Source organism: Stenotrophomonas genospecies 3, assembly GCF_054473855.1.
Map to the genome: position 1 here is coordinate 78,938 of NZ_JBTMUR010000011.1, position 19,129 is coordinate 98,066.

Genomic DNA, 19,129 nt, shown 5'->3' on the forward strand with positions numbered 1-19,129 from the left:
CATAACAGCCACTCGCGTGATCTAAATCAGGGGGCAATGGCTGCCTCCATGCACCCTTGCCACTGCATGCCAAGGTACCGAATTGGAGTGATGAGCTTTTACTTGCACCCGCAGAGCACTGCTGGAGAGATCAAGACCTTAGAACTAGTGCTTTTCGCTTGCGCTCCAGTTCTTCGTCGAAGAACTCCCGAAAGGAAATCACGTTTGCGTCGTTGTAGTAGAGAGACTCATTGTTCTTCGTCTTCAGCGACTCGGGAACTACCAGCGTAATCTCTGCCTTTCGCAGATCTGCAAGCGCTTCCTTTGATACCCGGTCATCGACCGTCGCGAGGAAAATTGCACAGTTGAAGCGTTCATGCGTGATCTGCTTCCAGCGCTCGCGCAGAGTCGTCTTGGCCGAAAGAATAGCCGCGTCTTCATATCGCCGTTGTGTGTCCAAGGCTACCGTTGCCTGGTCAGGTAGGACGAAGTCTGGACGTCGCTGACCAAGAATTGCCTGTGCCTCGAATCTCACTCCGCCAGCCTTCAACATGGCTGCCAGATGCGACTCGAACGACTTGCCGGCGCGGCTCTTTCTCTGTTGGCTTGCGGATAGGAAAAGAGCATTCAACGACGCAAACCCGCGCACAGCGGCCGTGGCAGTTCGATCATGCTCAGCCAGGACTTTGGAGACCTCGACAGCCCTCATGCGAAGCTCGTGCTTACGGTAGATTGCAAACTCGATATCCCTGCTCACGCGCATGAGAGCGTCACCAGGCTTCTTGATTTCCCATGGATTGAACGTCCGCGATCTCACTGATCCAAGAAAGTCCGCTCTCGCCTCGTCAGCCAGTACGTCCGGATCCGGCATTCTGGAGTACTTGGCAGCGAGTGCCTCGATGGAGCCAGTACGAAGTGCGGCATCGATTTCGTCGATCAGTTCGGCAGCCTCGTCGGAATCGATGGCCGCCGCCCGCTTGAACTTCGATGGACTGAAGAGCTCGAAGTGGAAGGTCGATTGGATATCCAAGCGACTCTCAAGCAACTCCGCTTCCGTAGAAGCTGAGTCGATCACCATGAACCAGTGATGTGCGATCTCTTCTGCCTGCAAGAGCGACCCGCCCAACAGCCAGGATGCGGGATTCAGATCAGCAAAGAGCTCTGCAGGAATTCTCGTGAAGTGGCATTCAGAACGCTTGTTGCTGAAGTACTTGATCCCGGAATCAGTCCTTACTTCCCCGGTTTGGGGCCAGAAGGATGGGCAGTTGGCCTCAAGGATATGAGGCTTGTCTTTCCGGGCATGAAGCTCTGGAAAAAAACCGGACTCGCGGATGTCGCGAGGTACGTAGAAGCCTGACTGATGACCTCCACCCTCATTTGCCCACGATGCATCATTGAACGACAGCTTCTTCAGGAAGAGCTTGTCGCTGCGACTGACAAATGACTCTATCAGCGACCATTGGTCTGAGTTCCGTTCCAGAAAATCCATCTCCACTCCCGTTCTCCTTCAGTGGGAAGCCTGCCGTAGGATTTCGGCCAAGTGATCCAGAAATGAAGCCTGCTCAAGGGCCGTCTTGCCGCGCAGGGAGCACTCCCATACGGTCAGCACCCGCCAGCCCATGGCTTCAAGCTGGGCGGTAACGCGCAGATCCCGGATCCTGTTCTTGCCAATCTTATCGGCCCAGAACTCCGGGCGCGTCTTCGGCAGCCGATAGAGCGGGCAATCATGCCCATGCCAGAAACATCCATGTACGAACACCACGGTCCGATACTTCGGCAGCACGATGTCCGGCCTGCCAGGCAGCTTCGCGCCACCAAGCCGATACCTCAGTCCCCGCGCATGAAGGCCCTTGCGGACAAGGACCTCCAGTTTGGTGTTCGAACCACGGATCCGCGACATCTGCGCGGACCGCTGCTCCGGGGTAAGGCTGTCGACCAAGGTCAGGCCTTGGCCTTCTTCTTAGCCGGCTTTGCCGGCTCCGAATCAGCCTTCTGGAGCAGGTGAGGAACCATGATGCGGGCGACTTCAGCGACCACCGGCACAACCACTGAGTTTCCGAACTGCTTGTAGGCACGGGTATCTGAAACTGGAATGCGGAAGTTGTCATCAAAGCCCATCAGACGGGCGCACTCGCGCGGCGTCAGTCGGCGCGGGTTCTTCTTCGGCCCTTGGGAAATGAGGATCTCCGAACCATCCTTGTAGTAGCGCGCGGAGAGCGTACGGCAGGTGCTTTCAGGGGTCACCAGGCCGAAGCCGAAACCGTTGCCCTTGTCCCGGTGCTTGGTCGCATAGTTCTGCAGGTACTCCCAGAGCTTGTCCGACAGCGTGTACTTGTCCAGTACCTTGCCCTTTGCACCACCGATGTAGGGCTGATCCTCCCCCTCACTACCATCCTGCTTGTGCAGAACGGAGGCCATACGGGGCGAAATACCAAAGTCAGGCAGTTCGAGGTCGTCGAAAGTGAATGCGGTCTCTTCGCGGAAGCCTACGATGATGATTCGCTCGCGATGCTGAGGGCCGAAGTGCTTGCCGTTGATAACCTTGGCTTGCACGTGGTAGCCCAGCTCGTTCTTCAGCACGTCCATGATGGTCGAGAACGTGCGGCCCTTGTCGTGGCTCATCAGATTCTTCACGTTCTCCAGAAGGAAAGCGCGAGGACGCTTGGCGTCAATGATGCGCGCCACGTCGAAGAACAGCGTGCCTTGGGTCTTGTCTGAGAACCCGTGGGGACGGCCGAGGGAGTTCTTCTTGGACACGCCCGCGATGGAGAATGGCTGGCAGGGGAACCCCGCCAGCAGCACGTCGTGATCCGGCACGTCGTTCTCATGGACCTTGGTGATGTCCGAGGCGAAGACGTGATCAGGACCGTCGTGGAAGTTGGCCTTGTAGGTCTTGACTGCGTACGGGTCCCACTCGCTGGTGAATACGCAACGGCCGCCAAGCTTCTCAAATGCAGTACGGATCCCGCCGATGCCGGCGAAAAGGTCGATGAAGCGGAACTCGCCATCGCCAGACGGCGGCTCGCCGAAGGGAAGCAAGCGCTGTCGGATCGCATCGGCGATGTAGGGCTTGGGTTCGGTCTCACGCAGCTGCCAGCGGCGGACCGTCTTCGGATCAACTCCCAACGCCTGGGCGACCTCCTTGGGGCTGAAGCGTTGCAGGGAGAGGTCGATCAGTTCGTACGCGTTCATGGGTGCTCCGGGAATTCGGGGGACAGTATGTCCAATTTCTTCCCGTGGGTGAAGTGGGGTAATCAGGACTTGCCTCGGCGCGCTGTCGGGGCAACGCCTTCAAGCAAGGGTAGGAGCCTCGTCAGTTCAGCCCGAAGCGCATGTCCGCTTGAGAAGCCGGGGGCATCTTCCACAGGATCGATCTCAGCAGCTGAGATCGATCATTCCAGAGGAGCAGTCGGCGCTATCTGGGCCAGGTCTGCCAACCACCTGCCCGATGCATCCTCGAGCCTGTCTCCCGTCAGGAGCTTCAGGATCTCCGGTGAAATCTTCCGACCCTCCTGACCATAGGTGCCAAGTCTGGAAAAGATCGATACCGGCAGCTCCCGGAAACCAACGGTTCCGGCACCGGTGATGGTCGTGTGCTTGGCGGACTTCCGCAGGGGGTTCCGTTCGATCAGATCGATCTTCTGACGTGTCAATTCAACCCCAATGACGGCAGCACGCTCGCGCAACTGCCTGTTATTGAAGAGATACATGGGTTTGACGGTGATGTCTCGGACGGGTTTGACAATAATCATGTGCGCTGGCCTCAGGCCGGCATCGGACATGAACTTCATCATGCGCAGCTCGCCGTCGTTCAACCCGAAGTTGTCGCCTGACCCCATAGGGAACTTGTGCTTGAGTTCGAGCATCTACAGTTCCTCCCGGAACAGACAGATCCTGTCCAGGTTCCACGTTCCGATGAAGAATGGCTGCAGCAGGAAATTCACAAGAAGCCGCGGAATCACCAACTGCGCCCAGATCTGTTCAGTGCTCAGCGCCTCGGCGAGGAATCCCCAGATGGCAGTGTTCTGGCGCATCTCATTCTTGACGTCCCGTGCGACGGCCTGGTAACTCGGCGTTCGTCCGATCTCCCGAACCAGATCCGCCAGAGGCCGTCTTGGCGTCAAGTGTTTCGAATCCCATCGACTGGCATGAAAGTCATCGTTGATCAGCTCGAGGTGATACACCGTGAAAACTCTTGCGAGAGCGTCAAGATAACGTCGTTGCCCAGGCTGATTGCCCCGGAGCCACACAAAAGCAACTGGAGGAGATTCGGCCTCGGGGGATCTAACAACGAACGTTTCCAGGTCCAGAAGTTGCAGATCACCATTCGACTCACTCGCCGCATGTTCGAGCATCTGATCGAAGGCGTGTTCAACGACCATACCCTCGAGAACCTGGTGTTTGTCCCACTTCAGGATTTCGTGTGCTAGATCGCGATCAGTGCGATCCAGCGAATTGAAGGGGCCCCAAGGAGTTTCGTCCATCATGCTTCGACGTACCTGTCACTTTTCGACAGGATAGCGCCAGAAGCTGTCGTATATGGCGCTTTGCTCGGTCTATGGAAGGGACGAAGGTGCTTCGCTCGCAGTCACCGGAGGGTTGGGGCCGCCTGGAGGCAGCTTGTTTGTCCGACCGGCAACATCAGAGTGGCCTGAAGTTCTGGCCTCCACGCCAGTCCGGGTGCGTCCGCAGCCGCCATTGCTGTTTCAGATCCGTTAGATCTGGAGCGCGCTCCCGGGAATCCTCGGCAAGCGCAACCACTAGCTGCATCGAAGGATTGTCCACCAGCATCACCGGCCTCCCATCCGCCCGCAGCTCAAGTACCACTCACTCACACCCCTGAACTCTCCACCAACCCTTGGCCTACGCGCTTTCGCAAACGCCTCAGCCTCCTTCCGCATAAGTCTGAACTACGCCCATCACCATGAGCGTGGTGGTGACAACTACGGGCGGCAACCTCATGGACGGCGCTGCGTCAGCACAGCCGCAGCGCACATAAACCACAATGCAGGTTCTACCCGCGCACCTGCAGGCAAGCACTGGCCTGCGCAGTCAACGCCACACACGCCATCTTCAACCCTTCCATAACCCGATCCCCCAGGTACTCCTCAGGCGCGCCATTCTGCCGAGTCCGCTCCGCGGCCAACATCAGCTCCGCCACCACGCGCAGCCCGGCTAGCGCGCAATCCGCGTCCGCTAGCTGAAGACACCGCCCAGGCAATTGATGCCGCTCTGGCCAAGGCTGGCCATCCGCAGCCGCACCGGTTCCGATGCGGTGCAGCGTGGCGACGAAGGCGTTGGGATCGACAGGCGGTTCGCGCTCGGGTTCGGCGTTGTCCGGATCGTACTGCGCGTGCAGGGAACGGAAGTCCGATGTGTTCATGGCAATGCTCCGTACAGGACAGATAGCAGCGCCACCAATAAAGGTGGCGGACGGTGCGGGCTCGAAAACCGGTAAATGCCAGACCGGCGGGTCCGAAGACCCCCACGCACCGCCCGCCATGGAACGCGAACGGATTGCCAGCCGACGCCACATAAAAGGTGACGTCGGCTGGCAAGCGCATACAGCTGGCATAAACACGGGTTTTCGAGTCCCGCGCCACCCTTTTCCGGTGGCACGCCAAGAGATACCCGCGCAACTGCCAAATGCCAAGAAACTGCAGAACCGGCGATCGCCAGTCCTGACGCTTTCGGCATTGTCGCACACGGTGTTAAGCCGGCAAGCGATTGCGCTGCAACGGTCTTGAAGGGCCTGCCGCTATTGGCTCCAAGCGCAGGAAAGCCCGCAGCCGGGGCCATGGCTTAGGACCAATTGCGACAGATTGGAGCAGCAGTTCAGCCGGGCGACGCCTCGGCCGTGGGCACGAAGGCCAGACGGACCCGTACCCGTGCATGCCGCGCGACGCCCTGAACCACGACCGGATCAAAGCGCCATTGGTCCACTGCGGTGAGGGCCGCACGATCAAGCTCCCGCAGTCCGCTGGACCGCGCCACCATCACGTTGAAAACGTGGCCCAACTCATCCAGCTGAGCAATCAACAGCACCGCCATGGGGGCCTGCAGGAAGGTATCGGGCGGCGTGGCGAGGGCCTTTGAATACACAACGGCGGGCGCCTGCTGCAGCTTGAAGGTGGGGTTGTCACCGGCCTCTACGAACACTTCAGTGGAAACCTGCAGGTCTGCCGCCATGGCCATTGCAGGTGTAGCGCCCAGCAGCATCAGAACGAGGTTCAGTGTCAGGGCGGTGTTGAAACGGAGCATGCGTGGTTTCCATTCCGGTGCGTTGCCAGCTTAGCGGCCATCCATTGTCATCGCTTGCCTTGAATGCCGGCCTGGAGGACTGCTGCGTGAATTACATAGGCACGCCCGGCCGTGGCCAAAGCACATCGTCGCGCTCCAGGTCGTAGTCGCTGCCGAACGCCAGTGCAGCCTCGCGCGGCGGCAGGTCTGCGTAGCAGCCCAGCAGGTACTCATCCATGCCGGCATCGTTATGGTCGATGGCGAACAGGTGGAGAAGTTCCTTCTCGAAGGCTTCCAGCCATGCGGGGTCGATTCTGGTCACGGCCATCCTCCAGCGGGGGAGGGGAAGGATGGTTGTGGTGCATCTCACAGGATGGGATGCAGCCGCGCCGTTTCTCCACATTTCATAGCTTTCTGATTGCCCACCAATGCTCCCGGCGGTAGAACAATGCCATCGTTTACCCCTCGAAGCGTGTCACGCCTGACGCGGTCCTGATCGTCCTCAGCGCGCTGGCAGTAGCTCGTAGCCTCATCCAGGTACGGCCATTCCAAATGGGCTCAAGTCCCTCGTGGGGCTGCCGATACCGACCTCAGGTTCGCCCTGCGACGTGCATTGTCGCAGGGTTGTCGCACGCTCTGGGCCGGCGCTGTTGCCGGCCAGCAGGACACGGGAAGATGTTGATGACGGGATGTCACCGCTGGAAGGTCCGGGTATGAGCCGGGCTGGTCACCGCACACCGCCGCCTGTGCCGGCGGATCATGCGCTGCCGGCCGTGCGTCAACCGCGCTTCTCGCTGGAGAAGGACGTAGTCCTGGCCGCGCAGACGCGCGTACAGCTGCAGGAGTGCCTGGCCCGCATCCGCCACCATCGCACCATCTACCGCGAATGGGGATTCGAGGCCGTTGATCCGCTCGGCCGCAGCAGCGTCATCAACTTCCATGGTCCGCCGGGCACGGGCAAGACCATGGCTGCCGAGGCTCTGGCCGGCACGCTGGGGCTGGGCTTCCACCACATCGGTATTGCCGAGCTGGAAAGCCGCTACATGGGCGAAACCGCGCGCAACATCCAGGCCGCTTTCAGGATGGCCCACGACAGTGCCTCGCTGCTGTTCTTCGACGAAGCCGATACGCTGCTCGGTGCCCGCCTTTCCAACGTGACACAAGGCGTGGACAACGAAGTCAACGCGATGCGTTCCACCCTGCTGATCGAGCTGGAGCGCTTCGAAGGCATCGTGGTGTTCGCCAGCAACTTCGCGCGCAACTACGACGAGGCCTTCCGCAGCCGTATCAGCTATCACATCCACTTCGATCTGCCTGACAGGCTCGCCCGCCATGCGCTCTGGGACCGCATGCTGGTGCCCGGTATTCCGCTGGCTGACGAACGGGCGGCTCTGCTGGGCCAGGCCGCCGAGGCTTCGCATGGTCTTTCAGGGCGCGACATCCGCACCTGCCTGCGCTTGGCGCTGCCCAAAGCGCTGCTGGATGCAGACAGCCACCCCGCTCTGGCGAAGCTGGGCTGGCCGCACCTGCAACAGGCCATCAGTGACGTGCAGCGCGCACAGCAGCAGGTAGGGCGCAATGCGTCTTTACCTGCCGCCGCGCAGGCGGCCCGCGATCTTCTCGGCGTGTAAGCACGCCCTTCCTCTACCACCAAAGGAACACAGCCATGGGATGGTTCACCAACGCAGTTGCGGCAACCGCACGCTTCGTCAGCACGGCGGCACAGACGGTTGCCAGTGCCGCACAGAAGACCTGGGAAGTAGTCAAGAAAACCGCGGTCAAGGTTGTAACCCTGGTAGCCAAGGACGGCGAGAAGACCGTCGCCAAGGCCAAGGATCTGTGGAAGACCGCGCGCCCTTACGTGAAACAGGCCACGGCGTTGTTGCACAAGGCCGGTGCTTCCCATCCGCTGATCAAGAACGTTGCTCTTGCCGTTGATGCACTGTTGGCACTGGAGAAGTCCCCGGTGCTGCACTGGATTGACAAGGCAGTGAGCTGGACCATCGAGCTCGCCAAGCGAATGAACGTGGCGATGGAGCAGGGTGGGAAGGTGGAGCTGGATGCCGCGGAGCGTGCCCAGGCCGAGCAGTACCAGCAGAAGTTCCGCGATGCTGCCGGTAGCTTCAGCGGTGAGCAGGCCCACGCGGTGTCGGTGGTGGCGATGGTCAATGATCTGGTGCTTGCACAGGACAAGGTCAATGCACTGGTGGAGACCGGCGAGGTTGTCGACGTCGACCACTTCCTGCGCCTGCGCGCTACGCAGAAGCTGCTGAAGGAAGCGAATGCACGGTTTGCGACGGTGGATGCGGAGAGCCGCATTGATGCGGACGACATCTTCCTGGTGCGCGTGGCGTCCGATCTGCTCAATGCAGATCCCTCCCTGTCGAGCGAGGATGCGCAGGCGCTGGACGACCTGCTGCAGCGACGACATGGCCGTGGCCTGCTGCCGTTCGCCTTCGAGGAAATGCTGCCTGCCTGGCACATGCGTAATCAGGCACTGGAAGCGCAGTGGGAGGAAATGAATGAAACGCTGCCCGCCAGGCAGGTGAAGCTCCGCCGGCTGGAGGCGGAACTCTCCATCTCGGCAGATGGGCGCCTTGATGAAGCCGACCAGGCTGAGCTGGATGTTCTCCGTCTTTCCGTACCGCTTGAGCAGAAGGCATTCGACGACTTGGCGGAGGAAAAGCTGGCGCTGTCCCAGTACCTGCATGCGGCTGAGGGCTTCCTGCAGGTACTCGAGCGCCCCGCCGAGGAGCTTGAGGCAGCTGGAATGGGCTACCTGACCGATGCCGGGCAGCAGGTTGGTGAGCTCATCATCCAAGGCGCTGAGCAGGGCAAGCAGTGGAACGAGTTCACGCCCAGGCAGCAGGAACTGATCATCGATTTCGCCAACATCTTCGAAGATGAATGCCTGGAGCGCGTGCAGCGCCTGGTTGAGGTTGCGGCCTGATGCTGGGGCACGTCGTTGACTTCATCAAGCCGGATTTCAGCGAGCCGTTCCAGCTGGCCTTCTTCACGATCATCCTCGGTGCCGCAGTGGCGACCCTTGTGGGGGTGTGGCGTACTGCACGGCCTGGGAACTGGAAGGCCAACTGGGAAGGCGCGGGGCGCGGCAATACCGGACTGGATGTAGACCATGGTTCGTTCAACGATGTGTGCGACGCAGTTGCCACCAAGCCGGAGAAGTATGCGGAGATCGTGCCGGGCCTGCTCCTGATCTTCGGACTGCTGGGTACCTTTGTGGGCCTGGGTATTGCCTTGGATAGTGCCTCTTCCATCCTGCGCAACGCCAACGCGCAGAACGCGCTTGATGGCGGCATGGGCAACCTGCTGGAAATGATGGGGGGCCTGGGCACCAAGTTCAGGACCTCCACCTGGGGCATCCTCGGTTTCCTGCTGGTGAAGCTGGTACTGGCCGGCATGGGGCGGGAGACCCAGCGGCAGCAGTGGGTGATCGCCCGCATGAAGCTGGAGATGGACAGGGCCCGGCTTGCCGGCGAGCACCTTGAAGAGCAACGCAGCCAGCGCATGCAGGATGCGCTGTCCGAAGTCGCCGTGCAAATGGATGGTTCGCTGGACCAGCGATTGCAGCAGGATCGCGGCCTGCGCCTGGCGCATCATGAAAGTACGGCCGATATGATGCAGCAGGCCGTGCAGGCCCTGGGCCTGCAGTTCATCGCGGCATTGGACCAGGATCGCATCCTGCGGCTGCAGGCTGACCGTGTTGCGGCGGAGCAGCTGACGGTGATGCTTGGCGAAGCATTCACGCAGCTGCAGCAATGCATGCAGGCCGGTCAAGCTGCGCAACGCGCTGTGGCCGAGCAGGCTGCACAGGCACTGGAAGCGCTGCTCGCCAAGCAGGAGCAGGGCAACGATATTGCGCTGGATACCCAGCAGGTGCTGATGGAGTTCACTGCCGCGCAGAAGGCGTTCAGCGTTTCCATCCAGCACAGCGCCGATACCATGTCGGCCGCAGCTTCCAACATGAACGATGCGGCCGAGCACGTGTCTGGCGTCATCGCAGCCTTCGACGACGGCGTACGCAGCACGCTGGGAACAATCAAGGAAGAGCTGGGAGGAACCATTGAGCGCATGGATACCTCGCTGCGGGACAGCGTCAGCGCCATGGCCGGTAATCTGGGGACGATCGCGAGTGGCTTGAGCAGCTCGATCGCTATGTTCACGGAAGAGTCAAAGCAGACCCTGGGAGAGGTTTCGAAGAGCATCGAAACGTCTTCGCACAGGCAGCAGCAGGGGCTCGAGTCGCTCAAGCTCGTCACCGATGCGGCTCAGGAGAGCATCGCGAAGTCGACGAACTACATCAAGGCCAACAGCATCAAGATCAAGACCGGGCTCAAGGCGGTTTCAACCGCGGCCCGAAGCGCGGCGGAAGTGGGGGCGCAGTTGAAAGTCGCGCATGCCAACCTGGAACTGGTGGGTGAGACTCTGCACAAGGTTCAGGCGGCGATGCAGCGCGATGGCAATGAAGGCCAACAGCTACGCGAGGTAGTGATCCAAGGCGCCAAGCGCGTGGTAGATGCGCACCAGGGTACCGATGTTCTGCTGAGGCGCCAGGCCGACAATCTGGAAGCACTCAATGTGGAACTCCGTCGCCTGGTCCAACCCAAGGTGGCGGATGAGGCGGAGCTGGCCGGATGAAGGACAAGCCCAACGAATGGGTGGCCATCTCCGACCTGATGGCCGGCGTGCTGGCGGTGGTGATGCTGATGCTGGCCGTGGTCGTCCTGCAGCGGCAGTTCGCCGAGGCCCAGCACCAGCGCGACCTGGCTGCGCTGGATGCCGCCACTGGCAACCCGGTGGCCGAGCTGCTGCAGCAGGTGCAGGGGACCCTGGGTACACAGGGGGCAGGGCATTTGATCAGCGTAGACGTGGCCAGCCATCGCATTACCCTGCGTGATGGTGTGTTTGCGCAGGGAAGTGCCTGTGTAACGCCTGCCGCCAGTGCGGCCATGCAGGCGGTGGAAGCACAGGTGGGAACCTTCCTGCGCGACCACCCCGCAGGGCGGATCTTCGTGGAAGGGTATACCGATGATGCACCGGTAAAGCGCCCTGTCACCGACTTCGCGCGGTTCTGCACCGTCTACGACGACAACTTCACGCTTTCGGCGGCGCGCGCCCGCGAGGCGCGCAAGACCCTGCTGGGGACGCTGGATGCCACCTCTGCCCGGCGGATCGTGGTGGCCGGCTATGGCGACTCGCGACCATTGGCCGAGGTGCCGCCATCCGACCCGCGCAATCGCAGGGTGGAAGTGTTCTTTACTCTGGACGGCAGCCGTAGCTGAGCCATGTCGCAGCTTTCAGCGCTTGCCTGCCCGCAGCCAGGCTTCGGGCAGCCCCTCAAACAGGCTGTCCAGCGTGGAGGCAGGACGGCACGCCACCGGTGCCGACTGGCAGTTGGGGCAGTGGGTGAAATGGTTGAAGCCCTTGATGCGCACGTCTCCGCAAGGTGGGGTCGTACGTTTCCAGCTGCAGTGGCTGCAGCTGTAGGTCCAGTGCTGCGTGCGGCCCCACATGGCAGCCGCACTCATTCTTCGTCAGCGTTGTTGTACTGCTCGCTCAGCCAGCGACCCAGCCCATACAGCGCCCATCCGTACACAACCGTTGCTCCGATGATCCTGAACATGATCTTCCTCGTGGGGTCATTGCGTGCAGCCTTGGGGCATCCGTGCCCCGCTGTCGTTCCGTGGTCTTCCATTCTGCGCACGGCTGCGACAGCCGGCGTCGCAGCACGGACGATCCTATGACGCACGCCATCGACAAGGAGAACCGCGTGTCACGCAACAGTACCGATACCCTGCAGCGGCAATGGCACATGCTGCGCATGATCCCGCGCGCTCCGCGCCACATCACTGCGGGAGAGCTGTGCGAGGGGCTGGCGCAGCGTGGTATCAGGGCAGGCAAGCGCACCATCGAGCGCGACCTGCAGAATCTGCTGGGGACGTTCCCGCTGGAGGTGGACGAAACCGCGCGTCCGTTCCTCTGGAGCTGGCACAAGGACGCCAACTTCGACTTCATGCCGCGCCTGAGCGTACCGCAAGGCATGGCCCTGCTTCTGGCGCAGCAACACCTGAAAACGCTGCTTCCCGCTGCAACACAGCGTGAACTGCAGCCTCTGTTCCAGATGGCACGCAGGGAATTGGCGGCAGGTGTCTGGAAGGATTGGCATCAGCGCACCGCAGTGCAGCCCTCGGTGAAGACCCTTCTGGCCCCTGAACTGGACGCCGACGTGCTGGATGATGTGCATGAGGCGTTGGCACTGCGTCGCCAGCTATCAGCGATCTACCGTTCCAAGGGAGCACGCGAGGGGCGCCGCGCGTTGATCCATCCGCTGGGTCTGATCATTCGTGGACAGGTGCACTACCTGGCCTGCACCTTCGATGGCTATCAGGACATCCGCCAGCTGGCGCTGCACCGTCTTTCGGAAACTCAGGTGCAGGCTGCCGCCTGCGTAGTGCCGCAGGATTTCGACTTCGCCGTGTACGCCGATAGGGCGGGGCGCTACGAAGACCAGGGCACAGTGCGGTTGATGGCCCGCTTTACGAGCGCCGCAGCAGAGCATCTTCGCGAAACGCCGTTGTCTGCAGACCAGGCCCTGCACGAGCTGGCTGATGGAGCACAGGTGGAGGTGGTGGCGACGGTATCGCTGGACCAGCCGCTGCGCTGGTGGCTGCGTGGCTTTGGCAGCCAGGTGGAGGTGCTGGAGCCCGCGTCGCTGCGGGCGGAGATGCAGGCTGATGTGCAGTTGCTGGCTGCTACGTATGCAGATACGGCGCTGCCAGCGGCGCGTTCGTCCAACAACATTGCGTAGTGCGATCAATTCACTGGGTTCATGAAAGGAAGAATGATGGCAGGAAGTGATTGGGGGTTGCTCGGCCCGGACCGGGTACCCAGCAACCGGCGCACCCGCACCCTCGGGCTGGGCAGGGCGGTGCGCCGTTTCAACGAACTGGCGGTTCCGGGCCTGGGCGGACTCTGGTATGGGCGTCAGGCGCTGTATGCCGCTTTGGCAATGGCAGTGGCCAAGCGGCTCAGGACGTGGAACATCCGGCAGTCGCATATCGAGGTCGCCAATGCCATCGAGGCGGTGGCCTGTACCATCGGCTACCATCACAACGGATGGCGCCCGGACTGGCGGATGCGTGGCCGCCAGAAGCTTTCCCGTGATACAACGGCGCCCTCGTTCAAGCAGGCATCCCGGTCCAGCTATTACGTATCGCAGCCGATGCGCATGTCCACCGCGCAGGCACTGCCTTCGCTCGGCCTGGCGTTGGCTCCCAGCGTTCGGTTCAACGCGTTTGAGTGCAGCGAAGAGGCGGATGTATTCCTCAGGTCCAGCATTGGCCACCTTTCGGTGGGCAAGAACAGCCTGGTCGACCACCTGTGCTACTGGGTCATGGGCAGCCCACTCCGCTGGAAGAGTGCCGGCGTCGTTGCGGCGCTGAATCCCTTGGAAGGATTGGATGAGGATGCCCGGCACTGGTTGCGGCACGCGCTCCTGAAGGGAGCGACCCTCACGGAACAACAATGCCAGCGGCGGAAAGCCGCATGGGACTGGATGGCTTGCCTGCACGCCGAGCCGGGCAGCATCGCGTCGTTGGACGACGTGCAGGGACCGGCTCAGCTGGATGCCGCGCACTGGCACGACCTGCGCGCGGGTACGAAGCTTGTCGACGTCCGCAATGCCGCAATGGCGGTGCTGGACAGTGTCGAAGTCGAACTTGACGCGCGGCAGCGCCGTTTCCTGCAGGTGGATGGGACACTGCCACTCGCCGTGCGTCAGGCATTGCAGGCATTGGCCGTGCACGCGCAGAGCTTCCTGGCGCTCAACCACTTCGACGAGGACGCCAACCGATTCTGTAGTGAGTGCGTGGGTACAGAGGCCGACGTGTTGCGCGCGCTGTTGCGACGTGATGATCAGGTGCTGTGCCTGGTTGACGACTGCGCGCGCCCGGGACCGGCCTATAGCGGCCGTCCACCTGTGGTGGAGAAAGGTGAGCAGGGCGCAGATGAGGAAATTGCCGAGACGGGGCGCAATGGCCTGCCGCTTCCGGCGGGCATCTCCTATCGCGTGGAGAACCTGCACCTGCTGTATCTGGATCTTGCCGGCGAACTGGACGAGGCGATCACGACCCGCAACGCCGCCTCGGAGGCGACAGCATGAGTGGTAATGCTACACCTCGTCCTTCCTTGTTGAAGCACTTCGAGGCTCCTGCCGACCATACCGGCGAGTTCGGCTGGATCTGCGGGTTCTCTGCCGACGCCAGTTTCCTCAACGAGGCCGCGTATCGCTTCACCGGCCAGAGCAAGTCGCAGCGCGAGGCCATTGGAGAAGTGCGCCTGGCGCTCATGCTGGACCCACGCCAGCCCGCACTGCTGCCGACGGCCGTACCCGGGCTGGCACATCTGCCGCTGAGGAACGAGAGCCGGAGCCCCATTCCATTCCGTCTTCTGCACGCGAAGGTGGCCCTGCTGGGATTCCGCCACCAGAGCGAACCTGAAAAGTGGTGCGTGCGGCTGGTGGTATCCACCGGCAACTGGACGCGCCAGACCGTGGAAGACAGCCTGGACCTTTCCTGCCAGGTCGAGGTGGACAGTGCGACGCTGGGTGATGCCTTGTCCCAGGAATGCGTGGACATCATCGCCGCCCGCGATTGGCTGAAATGGCTGATTGGCCTGCACGATACCCGTCTGCTGGAAGCACCGGCACCAATGGGGGCTGGTGCAGCTGCAGCCAACCTTGCCGCCTGGCTTGCTGTCTGCTCCAGGTACCAGCCGGCCTTGCGCGAGCGTAGGGCCCGCTTCGTCCATAACCGCTCGCGCAGCCTGATTGGGGGTGTGCTCAATGTGGTTGAGAGGCACGACAAGCCAAAGGCCACACGATTGGCGATGGGATCGGGATTCTTCGAATCGCCAGGGCTGCCTGGCAAAAGCGGCGCGCCGCCGTGTGCCAGCGTGCCACTGCAGATCGTAAAGAAGCTCAAGTTACGAGGGCTGCTGGATAAACGCGCAGCGCTGGAACTTCACGTAAACCCCACCGCCTGCCAGGCCATCGCGCATTCGATTGCCGAGCTCGCGCGGCATCCCGAACATCCCATCCACGTGCATGCCGCAAAGGTGGCCGACGTCATCGGAGATGCCTACAGGGGGCGAGCGCTGCACGCCAAGTTCATGGTGGCGGCGCGGGCGGAGCGCAACGGCTCCAACTGGGCCCATGTGTGGGTGTACCTGGGCTCAGGCAATCTGACGCCGGCCGGCATGATGCTGCCGATGTCGCCCGAGGGCGGCAACGCTGAAGCCGGGATGCTGCTGTTCGAGACAAAGGCCAGTTGGGGTGCACGGTCGCGCGCGAAGCTGGCATTGGACCTGCAGGATGCGCTGCCCATCGCCGGTGACCTGCTGGTGCCAGGCGCACCAGGGGTGTCGGCCGGAGAGGCATGGCAGCCACCGGCCAGCGAGTACTACGCCGCACCGGTGGCCTTCCTCCAATGGAGGGCGGCAGACGGACTTCTGCTGCTGCCGCATCAGGATGACGATCTGGATACGCCGTTCGAGGTGCTGGACGACGCATGTGTTCCCTGCAGGTGCGTGGATGGAGGCTTTGCATGGCCAGGTGGGGTGCCGCGCATGGTGCGTGTGCGCTGGGCCGGGAGTGGTGTCGTCCGCGAGGCGGTGATTCCCGTGGTGGATGCAGATGGGCGTGTCGCCGCAACCCCTCTGAGCGATCTGGATCTGGATCATGCGGAAAGCCAGCTGCTGGCCTTCCCGGGCATGCCTGATCCTGAAGGAGACGAAGAAGAGGAAGGTTTGGGAGATCCACTTCCGCGTGATCCGATGACGAACGGCAGGTCCCCGCGTCCTGTGTCCGATGCTGCGGTGGGCGATGAGACCGCCATCCGCCAGATGATGGGGTTGCTGGAGCGCATTGCCGACCGCCAGGTACGAGTGCCAGTGACTGACTGGCCGCGTTGGTGCCAGCGACTGCAGCAGACCCTGTGCCAGACCCGGCATAGTCCCGCAGTGGCGAAGTTCGTCGCCCTGGGGCTGGATCCGCTCTCGCCGTTGCATGCAGAACCTTTCCGCCCCGCCTTTGCTGAAGACATGCACAGCGAACATGGGCAACGTTATGAGGCTGCCCTGCAGGTGATCTCGGACACATGGGGAACCGCGGGGTTGGCATCGCTGGAGGGCCTGGAATGAAGCAGATGATCAGCTGGGAAGAGGTTGCCGCGCAGGCCGAAGTGCTGCTCGGCGATGGCAGGTCGGATGTGGGAAGGCGGCTGGGACTGATTGAAGGTCAGCGGGAATCCCTGCGTGCCCTGTGCACACGTCTTCGGAACAACGGCGCGATCCTTGCCGACGAGGTCGGTATGGGCAAGACACGCATCGCAGTAGCACTGGCCCATTGCGTGATTGCTGCGGGCGGACGAGTGGTCGTCGTTGCTCCTCCGGGCCTGGACGAGCAATGGCGGCGCGAGTTCGCGCTGGTGGGCCAGCAACCTCCGGCCCTGCTGCGCAGCTACTGGCAGTTTCTGCAGGCCTGGGACGGGGCTGGCACTGAGCGGCCCTGGCTGCAGGAGAAGCTGGTACTGGTATCGCACAGTTTCAATCGATGGGCACCGGGGAAGCTGGCTCACTATCGCTGGAGTCTGCTGCCGGCAACCCTCGCGCGCTATCGCAAGGAAGTACTTGGCAAGCGGTGGCCGAACGGCTACGGGGAATTTGAGCAGGATCTGATGGATTGCGTGTCCCGTGCAGCAGGGGCGATCATCGAAAATCTGTCGATGGCCGGCTCTGCGTCGCCCTCGGGGACGCTGCTGCATGACATCCACGAAGAGCTGCCAGCATGGAGCGAAGCTGCCAACGGTGAAAACCACGCCGCTAGAAGCGTGCTGCGTCGTGCCGTGGATCAGGTGACGGGGTTGGGGCTTGGAGCCTTCGACCTTGTGATCATTGATGAGGCGCACAAGAGCCGGAACGAGGAGAGCCTGCTTTCTACGCTACTGGACGATGTTCTACTGCGCAGCGGTTCTGCACGCTGCCTTGCGATGAGCGCAACGCCGGTTGAGCTGGACGCATCGCAGTGGGAGCAGAGCCTGCACCGTATCGGTGTTGCCAAGCCGCCCGTGGATGTCATCAAGAAGTACGTGGCCAGTGTGGTTGATCTGCGCCGTTCACCACTGAATGCGGAGTACGAGCAAGCCTACCTGGCAGCAGCGGCGGCTTACCGCGATGCACTGGATCCCTATCTGCTGCGCCGGGACAAGCGCGAGGACCCTACGGTTCAGCGGTTCTCAAAGCACGCAACGCCGGCGGGGCAGGACTATCGCGAAGTCCGTCCAATCAAGGTGAGGATGGATCCGGCCACGACATCCGAGCCCTGGATGCGTGCGGTGTGTGCAGCTGAGGCGCTGTCGTTCACCTCAACGCGAGTGCTGGACAACCGCGCCAAGCGGCACCGTCTGACTGTGGGCAATGGCCACGGCATCAGTGGGTTGATCGACGCGGTAAAGGAGGAAGCCTCTCTGCAGCCGGAGATCAGTTCTTCGGCGTTGGATGATGAGACGGCGCTGGATGATGTAGTGGCATCCAGCAAGCGAATGGCTCGTACCCAGTGGTGGCACAGGGCCATGCAACGTGCCGTGCGCGAAGCCGCGCCGGGGAGTGGGGCGCCCTATACCCACCCCGCATTGCTTGCAGCGGTGGACGCCATCGAGAGCGTTGCCGTGAATGAGAAGGTGCTCGTGTTCGGCCACTACCGTGCGCCGATGAACGCCCTTCAACACCTGCTCAACGCACGGGCGATGCTGCGTGCTCTGGACGAAGGAAAGGTGTGGCCGCAGAGTGGCCTCCATAGTCACGAGGACCGTGTGGCATTGCAGGTGGCGCATCGGCAGCTTTTCCACCGCGAGGCCGACCTGGAGGCGGTCGAACAGAAGCTGCAGTCTGGCTACCGTGAGCTCGAGAACAGCCGGCAGCGCTTCCGTACAGGCTTGCTGCGCAAACTGAAGGAAGGCTTCACTTCGCTGGATCCGCTGCTTGGGGCGCGCTTTACCGTGCCGTTGCAGATGCTCGAGGATGAGCACCAACCCGGCAGTGATGCCTCATCCGCAGTCGGCGCAATGGCGGTGGTGGCGCGTGCTTTGGCCGATCATCTGGAGGGTGAGGCCGAAGACCCGACACCAGTGCAGCTGGCCACTGCGTTCGTTGAGCTTATGCAGGCGGCTGCCAACCTGGATCCGTTGACCGATGATGCTGAAGGCAGCGTTGACGATGCATGCCGCGGCGAGAACACGTGGAGCGAAACACTTGAGCGGTTCAGGGAGGATTACTCGTATCGGCAAGGCGGGTTCGCGCGCCAACTGAATGGCGACACTGCACCGGGCACCCGCCGTTTGCTGCAGCTGGCGTTCAATCGCGCCAATGCGAATCCCAAGGTGTTGATCGCCCAGTCGCAGGTGGGGCGTGAGGGGCTCAACCTGCATCTGGCGTGCCGCACCGTGGTATTGCTGCATCTGGAATGGAACCCGGCCGTGGTGGAGCAGCAGATCGGACGGGTGGATCGGATGGGCAGCCTGTGGCAGCAGTTGCTGGAAAGAGCGATTGAACGTCCCGAGGGTACCGATTCGATGCCGCGCATCCAGGTGCGTCCGGTGGTGTTTGAAGGCACCTATGACGAGCGGCAGTGGAGAGTGCTCCAGTATCGCTGGCAGACGCTGCGATCACAGTTGCATGGCGAGATTCTGCCGGAGTGCGACCCTGAAGATGTACTCGGTGCACAGTTGCGCGAACGTGTTGCAGCGGCCGCGCCATGCTTCTCTCCAACCCGGCGACGCAGGTAGTTTGTGGGGGGGGGCGTGCCATGGCGGCGCGCCCCACTTTCTCGTGCTGC

16 protein-coding genes are annotated in these 19,129 nt (G+C 62.0%); 8 read left to right on the forward strand and 8 right to left on the reverse strand.

Annotation, left to right across the window (positions count from 1 at the left end; all coding sequences use genetic code 11):
* Positions 1-130: 130 nt before the first annotated feature.
* The 8 genes from ACX9OT_RS15580 to ACX9OT_RS15615 form a co-directional block, all read right to left on the reverse strand.
* Positions 131-1,468: a type II restriction endonuclease gene (locus ACX9OT_RS15580; protein WP_149909050.1), complete on the reverse strand. Its 1,338-nt coding sequence runs from the start codon at positions 1,466-1,468 to the stop codon at positions 131-133.
* 18 nt (positions 1,469-1,486) lie between these two features.
* On the reverse strand, positions 1,487-1,918 hold the full coding sequence (locus tag ACX9OT_RS15585) for a very short patch repair endonuclease (protein WP_149909049.1): 432 nt from the start codon (positions 1,916-1,918) through the stop codon (positions 1,487-1,489).
* A gap of 2 nt (positions 1,919-1,920) precedes the next feature.
* Positions 1,921-3,171 (reverse strand): DNA (cytosine-5-)-methyltransferase, encoded by a 1,251-nt coding sequence (dcm, locus tag ACX9OT_RS15590; protein ID WP_149909048.1) that lies wholly within the window; start codon positions 3,169-3,171, stop codon positions 1,921-1,923.
* A gap of 200 nt (positions 3,172-3,371) precedes the next feature.
* Positions 3,372-3,845, reverse strand: a complete 474-nt coding sequence (locus ACX9OT_RS15595) for a hypothetical protein (protein WP_459002813.1) — start codon at positions 3,843-3,845, stop codon at positions 3,372-3,374.
* Complete coding sequence (locus ACX9OT_RS15600; protein ID WP_459002815.1) at positions 3,846-4,466, reverse strand: hypothetical protein; 621 nt, start codon at positions 4,464-4,466, stop codon at positions 3,846-3,848.
* Positions 4,467-4,993: 527 nt separating this feature from the next.
* Positions 4,994-5,362, reverse strand: coding sequence for a hypothetical protein (locus ACX9OT_RS15605; RefSeq protein ID WP_149909046.1), 369 nt, complete (start codon positions 5,360-5,362; stop codon positions 4,994-4,996).
* A 452-nt stretch (positions 5,363-5,814) separates the two neighbouring features.
* Complete coding sequence (locus ACX9OT_RS15610; RefSeq protein ID WP_149909045.1) at positions 5,815-6,240, reverse strand: energy transducer TonB; 426 nt, start codon at positions 6,238-6,240, stop codon at positions 5,815-5,817.
* Positions 6,241-6,331: 91 nt separating this feature from the next.
* Complete coding sequence (locus ACX9OT_RS15615; RefSeq protein WP_149909044.1) at positions 6,332-6,547, reverse strand: hypothetical protein; 216 nt, start codon at positions 6,545-6,547, stop codon at positions 6,332-6,334.
* A gap of 385 nt (positions 6,548-6,932) precedes the next feature.
* On the opposite strand from ACX9OT_RS15615, the gene ACX9OT_RS15620 reads away from it, so the two are divergent.
* From ACX9OT_RS15620 to ACX9OT_RS15655, 8 genes are all read left to right on the forward strand, one after another.
* On the forward strand, positions 6,933-7,850 hold the full coding sequence (locus ACX9OT_RS15620; protein ID WP_149909043.1) for an ATP-binding protein: 918 nt from the start codon (positions 6,933-6,935) through the stop codon (positions 7,848-7,850).
* Positions 7,851-7,885: 35 nt separating this feature from the next.
* Positions 7,886-9,169: a hypothetical protein gene (locus tag ACX9OT_RS15625; RefSeq protein ID WP_149909042.1), complete on the forward strand. Its 1,284-nt coding sequence runs from the start codon at positions 7,886-7,888 to the stop codon at positions 9,167-9,169.
* Positions 9,169-10,878 carry a hypothetical protein gene (locus ACX9OT_RS15630; protein ID WP_149909041.1) on the forward strand — a complete coding sequence of 570 codons (1,710 nt, stop codon included), beginning with the start codon at positions 9,169-9,171 and terminating at the stop codon, positions 10,876-10,878. Before ACX9OT_RS15625 ends, ACX9OT_RS15630 begins: the two co-directional genes overlap by 1 nt.
* Positions 10,875-11,522, forward strand: a complete 648-nt coding sequence (locus tag ACX9OT_RS15635; RefSeq protein ID WP_149909040.1) for an OmpA/MotB family protein — start codon at positions 10,875-10,877, stop codon at positions 11,520-11,522. Before ACX9OT_RS15630 ends, ACX9OT_RS15635 begins: the two co-directional genes overlap by 4 nt.
* Positions 11,523-11,980: 458 nt before the next feature.
* On the forward strand, positions 11,981-13,048 hold the full coding sequence (locus tag ACX9OT_RS15640; protein WP_121504756.1) for a helix-turn-helix transcriptional regulator: 1,068 nt from the start codon (positions 11,981-11,983) through the stop codon (positions 13,046-13,048).
* A 36-nt stretch (positions 13,049-13,084) separates the two neighbouring features.
* Positions 13,085-14,401: a hypothetical protein gene (locus tag ACX9OT_RS15645; protein ID WP_149909039.1), complete on the forward strand. Its 1,317-nt coding sequence runs from the start codon at positions 13,085-13,087 to the stop codon at positions 14,399-14,401.
* Complete coding sequence (locus ACX9OT_RS15650) at positions 14,398-16,437, forward strand: hypothetical protein (RefSeq protein ID WP_149909038.1); 2,040 nt, start codon at positions 14,398-14,400, stop codon at positions 16,435-16,437. Before ACX9OT_RS15645 ends, ACX9OT_RS15650 begins: the two co-directional genes overlap by 4 nt.
* Positions 16,434-19,079: a DEAD/DEAH box helicase gene (locus ACX9OT_RS15655; protein ID WP_188348085.1), complete on the forward strand. Its 2,646-nt coding sequence runs from the start codon at positions 16,434-16,436 to the stop codon at positions 19,077-19,079. The genes ACX9OT_RS15650 and ACX9OT_RS15655 overlap by 4 nt, the downstream gene beginning before the upstream one ends.
* Positions 19,080-19,129: the final 50 nt, after the last annotated feature.

Coding starts and splice junctions, on each gene's coding strand:
- ACX9OT_RS15580 (WP_149909050.1), bottom strand. CDS start 1,468: ATGGATTTTCTGGAACGGAACTCAGACCAATGGTCGCTGATAGAGTCA.
- dcm (WP_149909048.1), bottom strand. CDS start 3,171: ATGAACGCGTACGAACTGATCGACCTCTCCCTGCAACGCTTCAGCCCC.
- ACX9OT_RS15595 (WP_459002813.1), bottom strand. CDS start 3,845: ATGCTCGAACTCAAGCACAAGTTCCCTATGGGGTCAGGCGACAACTTC.
- ACX9OT_RS15600 (WP_459002815.1), bottom strand. CDS start 4,466: ATGATGGACGAAACTCCTTGGGGCCCCTTCAATTCGCTGGATCGCACT.
- ACX9OT_RS15605 (WP_149909046.1), bottom strand. CDS start 5,362: ATGAACACATCGGACTTCCGTTCCCTGCACGCGCAGTACGATCCGGAC.
- ACX9OT_RS15610 (WP_149909045.1), bottom strand. CDS start 6,240: ATGCTCCGTTTCAACACCGCCCTGACACTGAACCTCGTTCTGATGCTG.
- ACX9OT_RS15615 (WP_149909044.1), bottom strand. CDS start 6,547: ATGGCCGTGACCAGAATCGACCCCGCATGGCTGGAAGCCTTCGAGAAG.
- ACX9OT_RS15620 (WP_149909043.1), top strand. CDS start 6,933: ATGAGCCGGGCTGGTCACCGCACACCGCCGCCTGTGCCGGCGGATCAT.
- ACX9OT_RS15625 (WP_149909042.1), top strand. CDS start 7,886: ATGGGATGGTTCACCAACGCAGTTGCGGCAACCGCACGCTTCGTCAGC.
- ACX9OT_RS15630 (WP_149909041.1), top strand. CDS start 9,169: ATGCTGGGGCACGTCGTTGACTTCATCAAGCCGGATTTCAGCGAGCCG.
- ACX9OT_RS15635 (WP_149909040.1), top strand. CDS start 10,875: ATGAAGGACAAGCCCAACGAATGGGTGGCCATCTCCGACCTGATGGCC.
- ACX9OT_RS15640 (WP_121504756.1), top strand. CDS start 11,981: ATGACGCACGCCATCGACAAGGAGAACCGCGTGTCACGCAACAGTACC.
- ACX9OT_RS15645 (WP_149909039.1), top strand. CDS start 13,085: ATGGCAGGAAGTGATTGGGGGTTGCTCGGCCCGGACCGGGTACCCAGC.
- ACX9OT_RS15650 (WP_149909038.1), top strand. CDS start 14,398: ATGAGTGGTAATGCTACACCTCGTCCTTCCTTGTTGAAGCACTTCGAG.
- ACX9OT_RS15655 (WP_188348085.1), top strand. CDS start 16,434: ATGAAGCAGATGATCAGCTGGGAAGAGGTTGCCGCGCAGGCCGAAGTG.